Source organism: Maribacter zhoushanensis (genome assembly GCF_029350975.1).
Classification (GTDB): domain Bacteria; phylum Bacteroidota; class Bacteroidia; order Flavobacteriales; family Flavobacteriaceae; genus Maribacter; species Maribacter zhoushanensis.
In genome coordinates this window covers 293,202-311,468 of the sequence record NZ_JARKMR010000002.1, presented here as the reverse complement: position 1 = coordinate 311,468, position 18,267 = coordinate 293,202, and the positions used below count along the sequence as shown (strand labels likewise).

The following is an 18,267-nucleotide window of genomic DNA, read 5'->3' as shown; positions in this document are numbered from 1 at the left end:
TGTATAATTAACGTGTCATTTTTCAATTGATTGTGTTAAAAAATAAAGTTTCCTTAAAAATTAGACGTAATACACAAAAATCATATTTAGCTTTTAGGCATAAAAAAACCGCTCATTACTGAGCGGTTTCATATGTACTATGCTAAAAGTAATTTCTCTTAGAAAAGTCCTTTTGCCTTGTCTAGTAAGCTACCGGCATCACCACCAACTAAACCGCTAAGGTTTTCTAAACTAAAAGCCGAATCTGAAGCTTCGTTAGATAAAAACTTTTCTTTTAGACTATCTACCAATCCTGGTGCAACATTGCTAGCTTCCGCTTGCGCTTCTTCAGCGTTCATACCTTTACTTTCTAGTATTTCAGCTAATTTTCCTTTTAAATTTTGAACGATACCGCTGTCTTCTGTCGCATTACCGTCATTTGAAAATAAGCTTGTTACCGCACTTAAATCGCCAGCACTTACATTTTCCATAAGACTATTGATTAGTGAAGAAGCTCCTTCTTCGGCAGCTCCGCTAGTAGCTTCAGAATTTAAAGAATTTGCGCTCATTGTTTCTTGCAATTTTTGAATTGCCATTTGCTTTAATTGATTTAACATGTGTTTATAATATATATAGTTAATAATGGTATTACGTGTTGTTAACAAGGCGTTACAAGATTGCACTTACCTTGAGACATCTAAAAAGATGGTAGACATTTTAAAGATTAGGCTGTCTAGACCTTATTTGGATAGTGTACCAAAAAAAAGTCCGTCATTGCTGACGGACTTTTTGAAGTTTATTCTATAACTCTAACGTTAACTGCGTTTAAACCTTTTTTTCCTTGGGTTAGTTCGAATTCTACTTCATCGCCTTCGCGAATCTCATCAACTAATCCTGAAATGTGAACGAAATGATCGTTCGTTGAACCTTCTTCTGTAATAAACCCGAAGCCTTTAGCATCGTTGAAGAATTTAACTGTTCCTGTACTCATAAATGTAATATAATTTGATATTAATAATTACTGAAGAAGTTACAATTATAATGCCAAAAATTAAAAACTCAAAAATTATTTTAGTTCAGCACCTTCTTTATAACAGTTCGCATAAACTACACTATTAATTGATAACTGTAGATCACAACCCTAATAGAATGAACATTTAACAAGGAATTTCAAAAAAATTAGGATCACTTAAATAAATGCTTTATTTTAGTATCGTAAAATAATAAACGTGACGACCAAACCAAATTTTGTTCTTCTTTCTGAAAACAACACCTATTACGTAGAATACCTTATTGGGCATCTTGTTTTAGCGAACAGCATTACAGAAGCCGTTATTTTTGAATCGCAATCTCATGCCATTAAATTTCAAAAATACCTGTACAAGAATTGTAGCGTTCGTTTTTCAGTAAACACTTTTATAGCGTAACATACTAGCTATTATACCATTCTTAATGGTTAAATACTTCTTAAATCATTTCACGGTATTTAAGCTAGGCTTTATCTTCCCCAAAAAAAATCATATGAAATATATTGCTATCCTTTTTCTTGCGACCACTTTAGTGTCTTGTGGATTTTCTGACGATGCTTCACCTACTGTTGTTGAGGCTGTAGATTATACCGCTATTAACGAAGAGCAGATCAACGCATATTTAGAAGCCAATGAATTAGAATCTCAAACAACGGCTTCTGGACTTCATTATATTATAGAAAATCAAGGCGATGGCGATAAACCGACCGCATCTTCTAATGTTACCGTTGCCTACAGAGGTTATTTTCTAGATGGTTCCGTTTTTGACCAAAGTGCAGATGGCTTGTCCATTGGTCTTGATCAGGTAATTGCTGGATGGACAGAAGGTATTCAATTACTTAATGAAGGTGGCAACGGTGTATTACTTGTACCGGCCCATTTAGGTTATGGTAGTTTTGATTTTAACGGTATACCTGGTGGCTCTGTTCTAGTATTTGATGTAGAGTTAATCTCGGTTAATTAAACATAAAAGGAGCTACGTCCATTTTTGCAGTACGTACTTGAGTGACGGCACCTACTTGCTCGGTCCAAGCAAAATATAGGGTTTCTTCCATTATTTCCATTTGCGGAAATCCGGATTTTCGGGAATCCGCCATTTCTGTAATCAACTGACTTTTAGAAACGGTCCCATTTTTGTTTACGACCATTGCTTTGAACAAGGCAGTTTTGTCATTGGCTTCCATCCAACTGACTACAGCATTATCTTCATCCATCCAAAGTACATCTACACGCCCCATAATTGTACCTTCGGCAATAATAACTGGTTCTGTAAATTCTGCACCACCATCAGCAGAGAAAGCGATTTGCACTTTTTGCTTTTTTGAAGCTCCGGTGAACCAAGCTACTACCAAATTATTACCCAAAGCATCAACTTTAGGACCGTTAACCGGACAACCTTTGATCTGCCAATCATCTTCATGTATTACTTTAGGTGTAGTCCACTCCCCTTTTACTTGGCGAACTATACTAATATCGCGAATTTCATCGTCTGAGCGGTCACGATAGATTACAACCGGACCATTATCGGTAATGGCAGAAGTTGTCTGGCAGCAATCACAGGTTTTAGCATCTAATTCATATTCCTGTAATAGCTTTCCCGTTGTAGAGACTACTCCGCCTCTTAACGTCATTGCTCCACGCTCGCCCGCTTCATTTTCCTCGGTATTTCTACCATCAAGCCAATTCACAAAAAAGTTATTGTTATAGGGCACAATACTTACAAAGCCATGCTCCGTAGGTGTGCCATCTGTATGTAAGGGTATGTCTGTCTTCCAAACAGTTGCACCTTTAGGCTTAACATTTGTCTTTATATCATAAGAATATGTACCCTCAGTAGATTTTTTTAATATATGAGACCACAAATTACCATTGTTTTCAGAAATCATAGGATAATCTGCCCAATTAACAAACCAATCTGTACCACTCAGTATATTTTGTGGATTTTGCCACTCCCCATCAATCAGTTCTGAATAACGCATGGTCGCTAAAGTGTCGTTAGAAGTTTCTACCCAAGAAAGTAGCGTAACATCTCTATTGGACATAAGATGTGGCAATGCGCTTGATGCCGCTGCGGGAGATTTCATTTTTTCTACCACAACTATAGGCGCTTCCGGCTTTGGTTTTTTAAATCCATCCTTGCAACCCATTAGCAAACCGAACAATACACAAATAAAAAAGTAAAATGATGTTGACCGCATTATTGCACCGCTCTAAGTTTTTCAATCATTTCTGCACTGTCCCATTTCAATCCGCCATCAAAACGTGCTACCTGCTCCCCTACTTCATTATATATAAATGTTGCCGGTAATGCACTAACATTTTCTTCTGCATAGACACCGTTGAACTTGATAAAATCTAATTGAAAACCGCGTGCCTCTTTAAACTTATTGATTTTTTCTACAGACTGATCAGATGCAAATAGAAAAACATAATTATCATCGGCTAAAATGGCTTGGGCTTTTTCCATATCGGGCATTTCTTCAATACATGGTCTACACCACGTTGCCCAATAATTAACTAACACGCGTTTACCCTTGTAATCGCTTAATTCTATAGGATTACCCTCTAAATCTTCATAAGTTGAAGAAGCTACTTTTTCCGTAACAGTTTTCTTTTTTTCAGGTTCAACTTTTTTGGTCTTATCCTCTTTACACCCTATAACCACCATAACGGTAATTAGGAATATTAATGTTCTTAAATGCATATTCAAATATACTATTTAGCACTATGAAACCGATAGGCTTAGAAACAAAAAAAACCGCCTATTAGGCGGTTTTTCATATAATAACTTTTACGCCTTATTGAACTTCAACCAATTCTAATTCAAAGGTTAAATCTTCACCTGCTAATGGGTGATTTGCATCTACAACGATATCATTTTCGTTTACTTCCGCAACACGTAATTGTCTTTCGCTACCATCTGCGTTAGTTGCCATAAGTGCCATATCTACTTTTGGCTCCATATCTGCCGGTAAATCTGATTTTTGAACTGTTTGAAAAAGCTCTTTTTGCTTTTCACCGTATGCATCTTCTTTAGCGATAACGATAGTTTTCTTATCATTAACCTCCATATCAAGCAATCCTTTCTCAAAAGCTGGTATTAAGCTACCTTGTCCCAATTTCACATCTAATGGCTCTCTACCTACTGAACTATCAAATGTTTGACCATTACTTAGTTTACCTGTGTAATGTACTTTTACTTGACTATCTGCTTTTACTTTACTCATACTATTAAATTCTACTATTTAACTAAATTGAAGTGCAAAGGTATTGTTCTTAGTAGGGAATAACGAAGATTATAGCAAAACCTTCCCTTTTTGGGCTCTTCTTAACATTTTTGGGTAAAATATACGGTCAAATTATTAGTATTGAGCAGGTTATTGCTCTCCACCGATTGCACTTACACTACCGTTGTACTGAATAGCATTTCTATTTGCCATATTCACAGAAACTACACTTGACCTACTAGGAAAGATATCTACATAAACCGTATACCTATCAGACGAATCGTTTATTTGAAAACTGATGGTATATTTTTGCTTATCACTATTAAACTCTTGAATGTAATTATCTGGAAGTCCATTAAACTCAATTCCTGAAGTAGTTCCATAACCACCACCAAATTGACGTTCGCCATAATAAGGTAAGTTGGCAGATACACTATCACCTACTATCTTCAAGAAATTACCGTTACCGTTTAAATCTATCCTAGAAACTGTATTACCGGGAGCAATGAGTCCGCTATTGGCTATAGCAGTCATACTCTTGGTTACCATAGGACTTGCAGAGGTAGCCGTAAATTCAATATGTTTTGATGCAATTAAAGTATGAATAGCATGAGATTCGCTTATCATAGTTTTTGAGGACTTACAACCAGCAACCATACTTAAGGCAAAAATGAATAGAATAGAAGTTTTCATACTATAGTGTGTTTATGCTACTAATACCCTACGAAATCTATGCCAAAAGACAATATTTAGTCTTCATAGTCTTCTTCTTCAAATTCAGTATTAACAAGCACTGATTTCTTGAAGTCGAAGTTTCTAGATTCTTTATATAACGCTTTGATCATACGTTGACGCTTTCTGTCAGAGATGTCCAGAGTGTCTAAGCCCTTAATCTTCTCTCTTAATGCCACTCTTTGTAACATTACCGCAGTTTCATAATTAGGTTCAAATTGAAACATTACCGGACCTTCGTCTTCTTCATTCGGTTTTGTAGTAGTAGAATCGTTCGATTGTGCGTACGACATAGCCGTACAGAAAAATGTGCAGCAAATAGCTAGCCGCATAAAAATTTTCATATCAAATTCATTAATGTTCTAGGTCTAAATTAGTAACATTTTTTTTAAATGATACATAAATATGAATGTTATAGGGAAATAATACCAAGTTTAACCAATCACCTAAGAAATAGGTATTTAAACGTGTTGTCTTAAATTGACCGGTTTTCTAAATTTTAAGGTATACTCCATAAAATCAAATTCAAGCTCTGATGTTTCCCTCGTATGAAAATTGACCATTTTGTACTGCTCAGGCAATACGTCTTTTGTTGACTTCAAGTATTCCATCAATTTTTTATTTGCCTCGGAAAGTTTAGAGATTTTACTTTTCAAATACACTTTAGTTTCAAATAACGCTACAGTTGAAGGCTCATATAAGTAGGAATCTACCCTAATTTTTAAATGTTGAATGGTTTTCTTGCAACGCTCCAATTTTCCTAAACACGTAGATTTATCCTTTACATTTTCCATAGCAGTAGATTTAAAAATGAAATTGTGAGAATTTTACTTCAAGATAAGAAAATAGGAGTATATTTAAACTATGTTTGCGCAAGTTTAACTTAACTATAAAACGAATTCATTTTTGCTAACTTAATGGAAACAAAAGGATTAATATATCTTAACTTCTATTAGAGAAATTATTAAGAAATTTTTAATTGTAAAGCGTTCCTGAAATGAGTACCTTAAACTAAACTTTTAGCCTATGAATATCAATTTTGAATACGACGATGTTAAAGCCAGTAACCGATTAGAGATAATGGCTGCTGAAAAATTAGAGAAATTATTGGATAAATATGATTTTATCGTAAGATCAGATGTTTTCTTTAAAAAGGAAAATACCTCTTCACCAGAATCAGGTATGGTTTGTAACATACGCTTGAGTGCACCGGGCCCTCGCCTGTTTGCGCAGTCGTCTTCAGATAGTTTTGAAGCATCAATTGCTTCTTCTATAGAAGATTTAAAAAGACAATTAGAAAGAAGAAAAGCAAAAATGCAGTCTCATTAGACTGCATTTTTTTTATTGTTCCAAACTATCACTAGTATCTGTATGATTTGCAATCACAGATTGTACACGTTCAGAGAATGGATTCTTTTTTAATTCTTGGATCAAACGTTTTCTTCTTGCATCTGAAATATCAATAGAATCTAAAATTTCTTTCATTCGGTATTGATGTGCCAAACGGCTCTGCTTTAACGCTACACGTTCAGAAGCTGTTAATACATAATCAGCCTCAAATTGATTCAAAAGCATACGTTGTTTCACCCTTGCATCTAACTGCAATGAATCTTGTGCTTGAGCTTCTTGCATACCCAAAATAAGGCATAACAAAGAACCACAAATAATGGTTAGTTTTTTCATTTTAATAGCTTGTTCTACCCTAAATTTAAAACAAAAAAATTATACTTCTCTTGATTTTAAAATAAATTTGCACTTTATCGATCAAAAAATGTCTTTTATCCGGCAGATTATCTAATTGAAACTTCAACCCTTAAAACCCATTGATTTTCAATGTGTTGAAAATACTACCCTATTTTTTTAAGTTAATATGTAAAAGGATTAGAACAACGATTAACAATCATCTTATGCATATTTGCAATCTGAAAGGAAATCATTGACAACTGTTTTTGAATAGTGGAACATTTTAAAGAAATGGAAAACGTGAAGTCAATTTTTAATACCTTTGCAGCTTGAAAATTTCTATATGATAGTCTGGATTGTCTTTATTGCATTTGTTCTTATTTTCCTTGCCTTAGATTTAGGTGTTTTTCATAAGGATGAACATGTAATTAAATCTAAAGAGGCCGGAATTTGGACTGCTATTTTCGTTACCGTAGCTTTTGCCTTCAGTGGAGTAATTTATTGGTTGTTTGATGCTGAAATTATTGCCAACCCAACCGGACTTACCCCAAACGATGCTGTACTTAAATATATAACAGGTTACCTTATTGAACTTTCTCTTAGTATAGATAACGTTTTTGTGATTGCGGTGATATTCTCCTCTTTTAAGATTCCGCCGTTATATCAGCACCGCGTGCTATTTTGGGGAATTTTAGGTGCTATTGTTTTTAGAGCTTTAATGATTTTCTTTGGTGTTGCCTTGATCACTAAATTCGAATGGATTATTTATGTGTTCGGCGTGTTCTTGCTCTATACGGCTTTTAATATGCTGAAAGGCGAAGATGACGACTTTGATCCAAAAGATTCTTTTGTGTTTAAACAAATAAAGAAAATTTACCCGGTTACAACGACCATGCACGGACATGACTTCTTTGTAAAAAGAATGGGACTCAACGCCGCTACTCCCCTATTTGTAGCACTTATTGTAATAGAACTAACGGATATCTTATTTGCTCTAGATAGTATACCGGCCATATTAGCCATTACCGCCGATCCCTTTATTGTTTTTACTTCTAATATTCTGGCAATTTTAGGCTTGCGTTCCATGTATTTTCTAATATCTAGAATGTTAGAGAAATTTAAGTATATCAACTACAGCTTAGTGGTTATACTTGCCTTTGTAGGATTAAAGATGTTATTCTCCCATTACATACATTTACCTGAATGGGTATCACTGACCGTAATCTCAGTTTCGTTACTTGCCGGTATTTTAGCTTCGGTCTTAATTAAGAATAAAGAATAGCATAGTAACAGTATTAGTTCTCTGCGAGCTTGGCATCTATAATTGCCATGGCATCATTAACGGTTTGCATCTTTTCGATATCCTCATTTTCAAGACGAATGTCGAAGGCATCTTCTACATCTAAAACAATATCGACAAGATTGGCAGAGTTGATGTTTAAATCGTTCATGAAGTGACTATCTTGAGCAATGTCAGTAACCGACACGTCTTCAGGTAGATATATTTTAATAATATCTTTTAATTTTTGATATTTTTCTTCTTTAAGCATACTTTGATTTTATTAAAATACCTTTTAGTATAAATTATTGTTCTTTTGAAAACGCCCTAAAAATAACACAGGCATTTACATCTCCAAATCCAAAACTTGCTTTGGCAATGACTTTTGGCGAATGATTTTTTGTATCACGCGGAATGCTGGATGCCGGTATCACTGACAAAATATCTGGATGAATATCCTCACAGTTGACATTCTTAAAAACCACCTGTTCTTTAAATTGTAAAACTGTGGCAACACTTTCAATGCTCCCTGCCGCTGCCAAACAATGCCCAACCGAACCTTTAAATGAATTGATATATGGAAAATCACCTTTATCCCTATTTAGCGCTGTTCTCCAATTTTCTATTTCTAGACTATCTTTAGAAGTTGCGGTTAAATGTCCATTGATGACATCAATATCAGAAGCTGTAATTCCTGAATTTCTAATGGCATTTTGAATACATCGCTGCACCGCCATACTATTTGGTGCTGTCATTGATCCTTCTCCTAGTTGTCCACCACTATTAACTTCTCCTCCCAATACTTCAGCATAAATATGTGCACCACGCTTTTGTGCGCTTTCCAAGGACTCTAACATCAAAGCTCCTGCACCGCTTCCTGGAATAAATCCGCCCGCCGTTGCACTCATAGGTCTGCTTGCTTTTGTGGGGTTATCGTTATAACCTCTTGGCAAAATTCGCATAGCATCAAAACCGCCCCATACATAAGGTCCGCTATCACTACAGCTACCCGTGAGCATAATTTCTGCTTTTCCCTGACTAATACGATCATAAGCCATTAAAATACCTTCGGTACCAGTTGTACATGCAGCGGAGTTCGTGGTCACTTGATTTCCACAACCTAATAATCCGCCTAAATAAGCACTGATACCACTTGCCATTGTTTGAATTACCGAGGTACTGCCCAACCTTCGAACTTTACCCTCGTCTATTAAATGAATGGCCTCCCTAAATTTATCGACCCCTAAAATGCCTGTTCCAAAAATAATACCGCGGTCCCAGCTTGGCTCATTTGTTATATTCTTCTCTAAACCGGCATCTTTCCAAGCATCTACACCAGCAATTACTCCGTAAACGATTCCTGTGGCATTTAAACCCCTGCGCTCTAAAGGCGTAAAATAATTAGCTATAAGCTGATCTTTCACCAAAGGTTCTCCTGCCACTTGGCAACCAAAACCCAACTTCCCCAAATTTGGCTGATACCGTAGTCCGCTTTTACCTTCAAGTAAAGCATTGGTAAAATCAGAAAGTCCCACACCATTTGGTGCGCATACTCCTAAACCAGTAATAACTACGCGTCTATTCATTTGCTACACCTATCATGCCTGCTAAAACTCCCTTGCAGACCAATTTATCATTTTCATTATACATTTTCACTTCACATTTTAACTTCTGAAATCGAAAATAGACCAGCTCAGAAATTACCCTTACTTGCTCGCCTGGGTAAACAGGTATTAGAAAATCCATTTGAGAACTACTCATACCGATGGCTACATTTTCCAATTCACTCTTTTTACCTAAAAGATAAATACCCAAACACACTAAACCTATTTGTGCGCAACATTCCGTCAATATTACACCTGGTGTAACCGGCTTATTTTTAAAATGACCTTTATAAATATCTAAATCGGGTGAAAATCGATAACTCCCCTCAATGCCTTTATCACTAATATTCAGAATCTCCTCCACAAAAAGAAAAGGCTCCGAATATGGTAGTTGTTTCAATATCCAATCATAAGATTCTTTCATCACCTTTCATTTTACATCAAACTTTCGCCGCCATCGACCTTAATTACGGTTCCAGTAATCCATTTTGCTTCATCCATAGTTAACAAATACACCGCATTTGCTACATCTTCCGGCATTGTTAGTCTGTTCTGCGGATTTCTTTTTAATGCGTTTTCTTTTATTTGCTCGTATCCGGGAATCATCGATAAGGATTTCGTCATAGTAATACCTGCTTGTATGCAGTTTGCTTTTATGCCCACAGGTGCAAATTCCAACGCAATACTTCTGGTAAGTGCTTCCAATGCCACTTTAGCTACCGAAACAGCACTATAATTAGGTAAAGCCTTCGTATTCCCCTCACTTGTAAAGGATATGATGCGCGTATCTTCAGCAAATAAACCTGCGGTGGTCAATGCCTTTGTCCAATCATAAAGACTTAAAGCCATGGCATCAAAAGTGATTCTAAAATCAGTATCTGTCAAAGTTGGTCTACTCTCAGAATGCATAGGCTTCAACGTTCCTTTTGCCACACTGTGTACCATTACTTTTATTTGATGTCCTTGCGGTAGTTGTTGCTGGATATCAGAAATAATACCTGGTCGTTTATCGGCATTCAATACATCCACGTTCATCGCCAAAAACTCATTACCATGGGCGCGAATTTCATTAAATTCCTTTTCAATTTCATCCATTGCAGCACGTCTGTCACGGTGCATTATTAAAATATGGTAGCCGTGACTAGCCAATTTTTTTGCCGTTGCTAGACCTAGACCACTACTTCCTCCTAAAATCAACGCCCAAAACGTACTCTTCATATTTGCTATTTGATTATTCTACCATTCTATTAAAACCCGTTGCGCAGAAAAACCGGGACCAAAACTTAATATTAACCCCTGATCGCCTGCTGCTATATCTTTTTCTAAAAAACGCTCTAAAACATATAAAACAGTAGCACTACTCATATTTCCATACAACCGTAATACTTCTCGTGTATCATCAATATTCTTACCCAAAGCTCCAAATAGCGATTCTACAGTTTGTACTATTTTCTTTCCTCCCGGATGAAATACCAAGTGGTCTACTTTATTTATATCACTACCATACTTTTCTAGAAATGGATGAACGATATCACCAAAGTGATTAGAAATGGTTTCTGGCACCGCGGGATCAAGTATCATTTTTAATCCGTGATTGGTCAAATCAAAACCCATCATGTGAGTAGCATCTTTAAAATGATACATTTCTTCCCCAATTATCTTTGGACCAACTGCATCTTCTTCTGAAGATAGCAACACACAAGCCGCACCGTCACCGAAAATTGCGGCACTTACCATATTTGCCATGGAATAATCCTGAAGCTGAAAGGTTGCAGTGGGACTCTCAACAGAGACCAAAGCAATTCGTTTACCGGGATTTGATTTTAAAAAGTTATGGGCATATATGAGACCGGATACTCCCGCCGCACAACCCATTTCGGTTACCGGAAGTCTTACCACATCTTTACGCATGCCCAATTCATTAATCAAGTAAGCATCTAAAGACGGAATCATAATACCCGTGCAACTCACCGTAATGATATAATCTATGGAAGAAGCTTTCCAGTTACTTTTACCAAGTGCGTTCTTAAGCACATTAGCCCCCATTCGCTTTGCCTCTCTACTATATATTTTGTTTTTATCCTCAAAAGAAGTCGTTACAAATACGTCTTCCGGTGGCATTATAGAATATCGCTTGTCTACTGCAGCACCCTCAAAAATCTTAACGACTTTTCTTGAGAAACGTTCTTCTTGCCCACTTAGCCAGAATTCTACAAGTGGAATAATATCCTTGGTATCTCTAGAATACGGTGGCAATTCTTTTGTAACACTAACAATTCTTGTATGATTCATAGTTGCTCTTAATCTTCAATCTACTTATTTCTTTTTTAATACCCATACATATCTAAATGCCCATTTCCATTTTATGTGGTGAGATGCATTCGTAACCTGATGCGCAAAATGTTGCAATTCTTCTTTCTTAAATGCCCTAAGAATGGATAAAAGACCATCTTTTTTCCCTATTTCTGTTTTAATAAAAAAGAAACTAAATGCTTTAAACAAATAGTATGCGACCGGACTCCGTTGTAAATCATTAATGACCACACCCAACTTTGCTATAGAAACAAACCTATTCACGAACTGAACTACACCGTCATCTGTAAAATGGTGCAATGTCAACGTCGTCATCACCACATCAATTTTCCAATCAGAGAAATCAGTTTCCAAAATATCGGTATTTAAATAACTAATCTCAGGGTAATCAGATGGATATTGTTTTGCCAACTGTAATCCTTGGTCGTTAAAATCTATCCCTATCAGTTTTAGTTTAATATTTCGCTTTCTAGCTTCATCAGCCAGCTTTCTCAACATGGTTCCTTCTGCACAACCCATGTCTAAAATCGTATACGATTCTTTTAAATTAGAACTAATCAACTCAAATACAGCATCTAATGTAATACTATACCCTCCAAGTAACCTATTTACCCTATTGATGTCTTGCAGAATAGTTTCTAGCTCATTAGTTGTACCAGAAAAGGTATCCATAATCTCCACTTCACTACTTCTTTGTGTAAAATCTACCATTACGATATTAATTCTCCGTGGGTTTTAGAAATAATAAACTTCAATATTGATTTTGATTTTCCGACAGATTTAATTCCCATTGAAACTAATGTTTTATTCATTAAGACGGACTGTAATTTTCTACCAAACCATAAACGAACACTAAAAGCTTTTGACCAAGCCTTTTTATAGTCATGTTCTAAGTCGCTACGTTTGTAATCTGATTCACTAAAGTATTTTGATATTAATTCAGAAGCAATCTTAGCACTATGAATAGCCATAGCCATACCATTACCACAAAGTGGATGAATTAGACCTGCCGTATCGCCGCACATCAACATATGGTCAACAACATTATCTTTCTGATCAAAGGCAATTTGGGCAATGGTAAAAGGTTGCTCAAAAACAGGTCTTGCATTTGATAAAAACTGTTTTAAAAATGGGTTTTCTGCTACTACTTTAGCATTGAAACTTTGGACATCTTTATACTTTTTAAAACTTTCATAATTCACTAAATAACAGAAGTTTACCACTCCGGTTTCTGTTCTTGATAGTCCGCCATAACCGCCATTAAAATTGTGTAGAGCCACTAGATCTTCCTGAAAATCTTTAAGTTCATAATGTGCCTTTACCGCCAGCCACGATTGTTTTTTCTTACTGAATGCCCTATCTAAATTTCTATCTAAAACCGATCGTTTACCGTAAGCTCCTATAGCAACTTTAGAAGAATAGTGATTAGACTTGGTTGTAATAGTGAAAATATCATTCTTGAATGCGGTTGCTATGACCTTCTCAAAGTAAAAAACAACGCCAAGTGACTTTGCTCGTTCAAAAAGCAAATTATCAAGTGCATATCTACTAATACCGAATCCGCCCAATGGCAAATCGGTTTCCACCATAAATCCATCAGTAGTAGTTATTTGAAATTTAGTAATTTCTATGGCACCATGAGACTCTAAGTCTATCCCTAATCTTTTTAAATATGGTTCTATTTCTTTGGACACATATTCTCCGCATACTTTATGGTGTGGATATGCTTGCATTTCTATAACGGCAACATCCAGACCTTGCAAAGCCAAATGAACGGCAGCAGTTAATCCGGCCAATCCACCTCCAATAACTAATATGCCATGTTCTTTCACCGCATTGAAGTTACACCAAAAACAAAAAAGCCCTGCAAATGCAGGGCTTTTATTTTAACTCAATACTAATATTTATATCTCTTAGTTAGTTTGGGTTTGTGCCTCTTGTTTTAAGGACTCACTAGCCACAATAGCCAATTCTACACGTCTATTCTTTGCTTTACCGGCTGTAGTAGTATTATCACCTACAGGCTGTGTTTCACCATACCATTTGGTGTCAAAACGGCTAGCATCAATACCTTGACTAACTAAATAGTTGGTAACAGATTCTGCTCTTTGCTTGGACAGGTTTAAATTATAATCTTCGGCACCTGCACTATCCGTATGGCCTTCAATTAAAATATTAGACTGAGGGTATTCTTTAAAAATACTAACCAATTTATCTAAAGTAACTGCAGATGTACCTTGAACATTACTTTTATTGGTATCAAAATACACACCGGCATCTTCATTAAAAGTTACGTTAATACCTTCACCAACACGCTTTACCTCTGCTCCAGGAATTTCTTCTTCTATTTGCTCCGCTTGGCGGTCCATTCTATTACCAATATAACCACCAGCAGCACCGCCTATTGCAGCACCTAGAATAGCACCCAATGCAGTATTGTTACCACTACCAACGTTATTTCCTAAAATACCACCGATTACAGCCCCACCAGTAGCACCTATTGCGGCTCCTTTTTGTGTTTTATTTGCATTTTTTATAGTGCTACAGCTCATTACCAAGGCAAGAGCAAGAACGTAACTAGTTCTACGTAATATCATTGTTTTCATATGCTTATATTAAATTTTTTAGTAGATTTTATTTTTTACTGAATTCGTAAACGACATTTACCGGAGCACCTTCTACCATGACATTAGATTTTAAGGTCATAGCCGACTCTGTAAGATTTTCAATGTTTAAACGGTAACCAGCACCTCCAGAAATATCCTGATTTTTTTCGTTAATAAATTTAAACTGTAACTGGCTAGTGTAGTTCTCTTCACGCTCTACAACAGACCATCTAATATAGCGGTCTCCACCGGTACAGAAAGTTGATGGATTAATAGTGTATCTCCCTGTGCTGTTGTTGTCACGAAAGAACCACTCACTACCTTCCAAGCAAATATCTTCAACGTCATTGAACAATACTGCTTTAACGTTGCCCGTGTTGCCCTCAAAAGAAACATTATTCAATGCCCATGTGCCGCTTAATAGATTGCGCTTTGCTCTAGCATCTTTAGACACTGAACATGAAGATGCTAAAAGCATAATACTAAAAAGCCAAATCATTTTTTTCATAAGTAAATATTTAGGTTTGATTTATATACGTTAATTGTCATTTGTTGGATGAAAAAAATCCATTTATTCGACCAAATGACAATGCAAAGATGTTGCTAAACATGATTACCTATTACCTCTTTTAACAAATTTGTTAACGGGTTTACTCAAGACGCGCTTTTATAATGCTTTGCGGCTTGCCAGCCCAGTCGGCAGCCGTAGAAATTTTAACATTTGCTCTTTTAGTATGTATTACGGGTTAGCCCAATGCAGTTTAACTAATACGCGATTAGTTCTTTTAAATCAGATTCAAATCTTGATTTTGCAAGATATTGCTGCTCTAAGTTAGCATCGAAAGGAATAGGAGTTTCTAGACTACCCACTCTTTTTATTGGTCCGTCTAAATACTCAAAGCAATTTTCCATTACCATAGCAGAAATATCACTGGCAATACCACCAAACAAGCTATCTTCTTGAAGAATAATCAATTTTCCTGTTCTTACCACAGAATCATAAATAGCCTTAGTATCTAAAGGCTGTAAGGTTCTTAAATCTAAAAGGTCTGCCCGTATCTCTGGATTATTCTCCAAAGCTTCTAAAGCCCAATGCACACCAGCACCATAGGTTACAATGCTAATCTGATCACCTTGTTTTAAAAGACTTGCCTTACCTAATGGTAATGTATAGTAATCCACAGGGACTTCCTGATAAAGACTTCTATATAATCCCTTATGTTCAAAAAACAGAACTGGATTAGGGTCTTCTATAGCAGTTGTCAACAAACCTTTTGCATCATAAGGAAATGCAGGATATACTACTTTTAGACCGGGAGTTTTAGTAAACCACGCTTCATTTGTTTGTGAATGAAATGGTCCGGCAGCAACACCACCGCCACAAGGCATTCTAATAACAACATCCGCTTTTTCGCCCCAACGGTAATAACTCTTCGCTAAATAATTAACTATAGGGTTAAATCCACTACTCGCAAAATCTGCAAATTGCATCTCCACAACCGCCTTCATTCCGTTAATGGACAATCCCATAGCTGCCGATACAATTGCCGATTCACAGATGGGTGTGTTACGTACGCGCTCTTTGCCAAAGTCATTTACAAAACCGTCGGTTATTTTAAATACCCCACCATATTCTGCAACGTCTTGCCCCATGATGACAAGATTGTCAAATTTCTTCATGGACTGTCGTAATCCTTCAGAAATTGCATCGACCAAGCGTATATTCGTAACAAATCTACTAGGTCTAATTTCTTTTAAATCAGTTTTTTGATATACTTCATTTAATTCTTTACTTTCATTAGGTGAAATTGTATCTTCACTAATAGCTATCCTTAAATGTTCATCTATTTCAGCTTGAATATCTGCCTTATAGTTTGCAATGCTCTCTTCGGTCAATAACTTTTCGCCTATAAGATAATGCGTATAATTTTCTAAAGGATCTTTCGCTGCCCATGTATCTAAAAGTTCTTGTGGCACATATTTTGTCCCGCTTGCTTCTTCATGCCCACGCATACGAAAAGTCTTAAACTCCAATAACACCGGTCTAGGGTTAATTCTCATATCCCTGACCAAATGAGACACTTTAAAAAAGACCTCTAATATATTGTTCCCGTCTATAATATGAGACTCCATTCCATATCCTGCACCCTTATCCGCAATGTTCCCACATCTAAATTGCTCGTTGGTGGGTGTTGATAATCCGTATCCATTATTCTCGACACAGAAAAGCACTGGTAAATCCCAAACCGAGGCAACGTTCAAGGCTTCATGAAAATCTCCTTCGCTAGTACCTCCTTCACCGGTAAATACTGCGGTAACCTTCTTTTCGTTTTTTAATTTATGCGCAAGTGCTATGCCATCAGCAACACCTAACTGAGGTCCTAAATGCGAAATCATACCCACAATTTTAAAATCTTGCGTTCCAAAATGAAAACTACGATCTCTACCTTGTGTAAAACCACTTGCCTTACCCTGCCATTGAGCAAACAATCTATAAAGCGGAATCTCCCTTGTAGTGAACACACCTAGGTTTCTATGCATAGGAAGTATATATTCATCACTACTTAAAGCGGAAGTAACACCAACAGAGATAGCCTCTTGACCAATACCGCTAAACCATTTAGAAACCTTGCCCTGACGTAGTAAAACCAGCATTTTTTCCTCGACCATACGAGGTTTAAGCATTGATTTATACAGTGCTAACTTAACATCTTGAGCTACTTTAAAATCGGTGTAATTCATTGATTAGGTCAATTTTGGCTATTAAAATATAAATGTAACAAAAATGCATATAGCAAGTATCGTTTATAACAACGCTTATAAATGGACAATAATTATTAATTTTACGTAAAATCTTTTAAAATATGAGCTTAGTACCCAGTGTTGATTTGTCGGATTTTCTGTCGGAAGACCCAAAAAGAAAACAAAAGTTTATTGATGAAATTGGAAAAGCATTTGAAGATATAGGATTCGTAGCGTTAAGCGGGCATTTTTTATCGGAAGAATTTGTAGATACATTATATTCAGAAATTAAAGAATTCTTTGATTTACCCGCTGAAGTTAAAGACGGATACCAAATTGAAGGCATAGGTGGCCAACGTGGCTATACTTCTTTTGGCAAAGAGCATGCTAAAGGCAGAAAAGAAGGTGATTTAAAGGAATTTTGGCATTTTGGTCAATATGTAGAAGATAACGATAAGCTTGAAAAGGAATACCCTGCCAACGTCATTGTTAAAGAGCTTCCTAAATTTAACGAAGTAGGCAAGGAAACCTATAAAATGTTAGAAAAGACTGCCAGATACGTATTACGTGCCCTGGCGTTGCACTTAAACCTAGATGAATTCTACTTTGATGATTTCATTAAAAATGGAAATTCAATTTTAAGACCAATACATTACCCACCAATTACATCTGAACCTAAAAATGCGGTAAGAGCTGCCGCTCATGGTGACATTAATCTGATAACATTATTAATGGGTGCCCATGGCAAAGGTCTTCAGGTACAAAACCACGATGGCGAATGGGTTGATGCAATTGCAAGACCAGATCAATTGATGATCAATGTAGGTGATATGCTTAGCCGTCTAACGAACAACAAATTATTATCTACCATACATCAAGTAGTTAACCCACCAAGAGAATTATGGGGTACTTCTAGATACTCTGTTCCATTTTTCATGCATCCCGTTAGTGAAATGCCTTTAAATTGCTTGGAGAACTGTATTGATGAAGACCACCCAAAGTTGTACGAAGATATTACGGCAGGTGAATTTTTACATGAAAGATTAATCGACCTTGGATTAATTAAAAAGTAAG

General features: G+C 36.3%; 24 protein-coding genes. 5 read left to right on the top strand and 19 right to left on the bottom strand.

Features of this window, described 5'->3' with window-relative positions; genetic code table 11:
• Positions 1-158 precede the first annotated feature (158 nt).
• Together PXD56_RS07985 and PXD56_RS07980 are read right to left on the bottom strand one after the other, a co-directional pair.
• Entirely contained in the window at positions 159-596 is a 438-nt protein-coding gene (locus tag PXD56_RS07985) for a hypothetical protein (RefSeq protein WP_276492809.1), read from the bottom strand.
• 179 nt (positions 597-775) lie between these two features.
• On the bottom strand, positions 776-970 hold the full coding sequence (locus PXD56_RS07980; RefSeq protein ID WP_276492808.1) for a cold-shock protein: 195 nt from the start codon (positions 968-970) through the stop codon (positions 776-778).
• Between the two features lie 238 nt (positions 971-1,208).
• Between PXD56_RS07980 and PXD56_RS07975 the strand changes: the two genes are divergently transcribed.
• Both PXD56_RS07975 and PXD56_RS07970 read left to right on the top strand, forming a co-directional pair.
• The gene (locus PXD56_RS07975; protein WP_084684675.1) at positions 1,209-1,406 is read left to right on the top strand and encodes a hypothetical protein; all 198 of its coding nucleotides are present in this window, start codon (positions 1,209-1,211) and stop codon (positions 1,404-1,406) included.
• A 94-nt stretch (positions 1,407-1,500) separates the two neighbouring features.
• Positions 1,501-1,971 (top strand): FKBP-type peptidyl-prolyl cis-trans isomerase, encoded by a 471-nt coding sequence (locus PXD56_RS07970; protein WP_276492807.1) that lies wholly within the window; start codon positions 1,501-1,503, stop codon positions 1,969-1,971.
• Here PXD56_RS07970 and PXD56_RS07965 read toward each other — a convergent pair.
• From PXD56_RS07965 to PXD56_RS07940, 6 genes are all read right to left on the bottom strand, one after another.
• A complete protein-coding gene (locus PXD56_RS07965; RefSeq protein WP_276492806.1) occupies positions 1,964-3,205 on the bottom strand; it encodes a hypothetical protein in 1,242 nt (413 codons plus the stop codon). The genes PXD56_RS07970 and PXD56_RS07965 overlap by 8 nt on opposite strands.
• A complete protein-coding gene (locus PXD56_RS07960) occupies positions 3,205-3,711 on the bottom strand; it encodes a TlpA family protein disulfide reductase (RefSeq protein WP_276492805.1) in 507 nt (168 codons plus the stop codon). The genes PXD56_RS07965 and PXD56_RS07960 overlap by 1 nt, the downstream gene beginning before the upstream one ends.
• Positions 3,712-3,805: 94 nt before the next feature.
• Positions 3,806-4,234, bottom strand: a complete 429-nt coding sequence (locus tag PXD56_RS07955; RefSeq protein ID WP_276492804.1) for an FKBP-type peptidyl-prolyl cis-trans isomerase — start codon at positions 4,232-4,234, stop codon at positions 3,806-3,808.
• Positions 4,235-4,384: 150 nt separating this feature from the next.
• Entirely contained in the window at positions 4,385-4,927 is a 543-nt protein-coding gene (locus PXD56_RS07950) for a DUF4251 domain-containing protein (protein WP_276492803.1), read from the bottom strand.
• A gap of 56 nt (positions 4,928-4,983) precedes the next feature.
• The gene (locus PXD56_RS07945; RefSeq protein WP_276492802.1) at positions 4,984-5,310 is read right to left on the bottom strand and encodes a hypothetical protein; all 327 of its coding nucleotides are present in this window, start codon (positions 5,308-5,310) and stop codon (positions 4,984-4,986) included.
• A 117-nt stretch (positions 5,311-5,427) separates the two neighbouring features.
• On the bottom strand, positions 5,428-5,760 hold the full coding sequence (locus PXD56_RS07940; protein WP_276492801.1) for a hypothetical protein: 333 nt from the start codon (positions 5,758-5,760) through the stop codon (positions 5,428-5,430).
• Positions 5,761-5,992: 232 nt separating this feature from the next.
• Here PXD56_RS07940 and hpf point away from each other — a divergent pair, with 232 nt between their 5' ends.
• Positions 5,993-6,295 carry a ribosome hibernation-promoting factor, HPF/YfiA family gene (hpf, locus tag PXD56_RS07935; RefSeq protein ID WP_276492800.1) on the top strand — a complete coding sequence of 101 codons (303 nt, stop codon included), beginning with the start codon at positions 5,993-5,995 and terminating at the stop codon, positions 6,293-6,295.
• 12 nt (positions 6,296-6,307) lie between these two features.
• Here hpf and PXD56_RS07930 read toward each other — a convergent pair whose 3' ends face one another.
• Positions 6,308-6,649 carry a hypothetical protein gene (locus tag PXD56_RS07930; protein WP_276492799.1) on the bottom strand — a complete coding sequence of 114 codons (342 nt, stop codon included), beginning with the start codon at positions 6,647-6,649 and terminating at the stop codon, positions 6,308-6,310.
• A 343-nt stretch (positions 6,650-6,992) separates the two neighbouring features.
• Here PXD56_RS07930 and PXD56_RS07925 point away from each other — a divergent pair, with 343 nt between their 5' ends.
• Positions 6,993-7,931, top strand: coding sequence for a TerC family protein (locus PXD56_RS07925; protein WP_276492798.1), 939 nt, complete (start codon positions 6,993-6,995; stop codon positions 7,929-7,931).
• Positions 7,932-7,944: 13 nt separating this feature from the next.
• Here PXD56_RS07925 and PXD56_RS07920 read toward each other — a convergent pair whose 3' ends face one another.
• The 10 genes from PXD56_RS07920 to PXD56_RS07875 all read right to left on the bottom strand — a co-directional run bounded on the left by PXD56_RS07920 (position 7,945) and on the right by PXD56_RS07875 (position 17,193).
• Positions 7,945-8,199, bottom strand: coding sequence for an acyl carrier protein (locus PXD56_RS07920; RefSeq protein ID WP_276492797.1), 255 nt, complete (start codon positions 8,197-8,199; stop codon positions 7,945-7,947).
• A 34-nt stretch (positions 8,200-8,233) separates the two neighbouring features.
• The gene (locus tag PXD56_RS07915; RefSeq protein ID WP_276492796.1) at positions 8,234-9,514 is read right to left on the bottom strand and encodes a beta-ketoacyl-[acyl-carrier-protein] synthase family protein; all 1,281 of its coding nucleotides are present in this window, start codon (positions 9,512-9,514) and stop codon (positions 8,234-8,236) included.
• Complete coding sequence (locus PXD56_RS07910) at positions 9,507-9,956, bottom strand: 3-hydroxyacyl-ACP dehydratase FabZ family protein (RefSeq protein WP_276492795.1); 450 nt, start codon at positions 9,954-9,956, stop codon at positions 9,507-9,509. Before PXD56_RS07910 ends, PXD56_RS07915 begins: the two co-directional genes overlap by 8 nt.
• A gap of 11 nt (positions 9,957-9,967) precedes the next feature.
• Complete coding sequence (locus PXD56_RS07905) at positions 9,968-10,750, bottom strand: SDR family oxidoreductase (RefSeq protein ID WP_276492794.1); 783 nt, start codon at positions 10,748-10,750, stop codon at positions 9,968-9,970.
• Between the two features lie 18 nt (positions 10,751-10,768).
• Entirely contained in the window at positions 10,769-11,824 is a 1,056-nt protein-coding gene (locus PXD56_RS07900) for a type III polyketide synthase (protein WP_276492793.1), read from the bottom strand.
• Between the two features lie 24 nt (positions 11,825-11,848).
• Positions 11,849-12,556, bottom strand: coding sequence for a methyltransferase domain-containing protein (locus tag PXD56_RS07895; protein ID WP_276492792.1), 708 nt, complete (start codon positions 12,554-12,556; stop codon positions 11,849-11,851).
• Positions 12,556-13,677 (bottom strand): NAD(P)/FAD-dependent oxidoreductase, encoded by a 1,122-nt coding sequence (locus tag PXD56_RS07890; protein ID WP_276492791.1) that lies wholly within the window; start codon positions 13,675-13,677, stop codon positions 12,556-12,558. The genes PXD56_RS07895 and PXD56_RS07890 overlap by 1 nt, the downstream gene beginning before the upstream one ends.
• Positions 13,678-13,758: 81 nt before the next feature.
• Positions 13,759-14,451, bottom strand: a complete 693-nt coding sequence (locus tag PXD56_RS07885; protein WP_276492790.1) for a YiaD family glycine zipper/OmpA-like lipoprotein — start codon at positions 14,449-14,451, stop codon at positions 13,759-13,761.
• Between the two features lie 28 nt (positions 14,452-14,479).
• Positions 14,480-14,959: a lipocalin family protein gene (locus PXD56_RS07880; RefSeq protein ID WP_276492789.1), complete on the bottom strand. Its 480-nt coding sequence runs from the start codon at positions 14,957-14,959 to the stop codon at positions 14,480-14,482.
• Between the two features lie 257 nt (positions 14,960-15,216).
• Positions 15,217-17,193: an alpha-ketoacid dehydrogenase subunit alpha/beta gene (locus PXD56_RS07875; protein WP_276492788.1), complete on the bottom strand. Its 1,977-nt coding sequence runs from the start codon at positions 17,191-17,193 to the stop codon at positions 15,217-15,219.
• A gap of 122 nt (positions 17,194-17,315) precedes the next feature.
• On the opposite strand from PXD56_RS07875, the gene PXD56_RS07870 reads away from it, so the two are divergent.
• Entirely contained in the window at positions 17,316-18,266 is a 951-nt protein-coding gene (locus tag PXD56_RS07870) for an isopenicillin N synthase family dioxygenase (RefSeq protein ID WP_276492787.1), read from the top strand.
• Position 18,267: the final 1 nt, after the last annotated feature.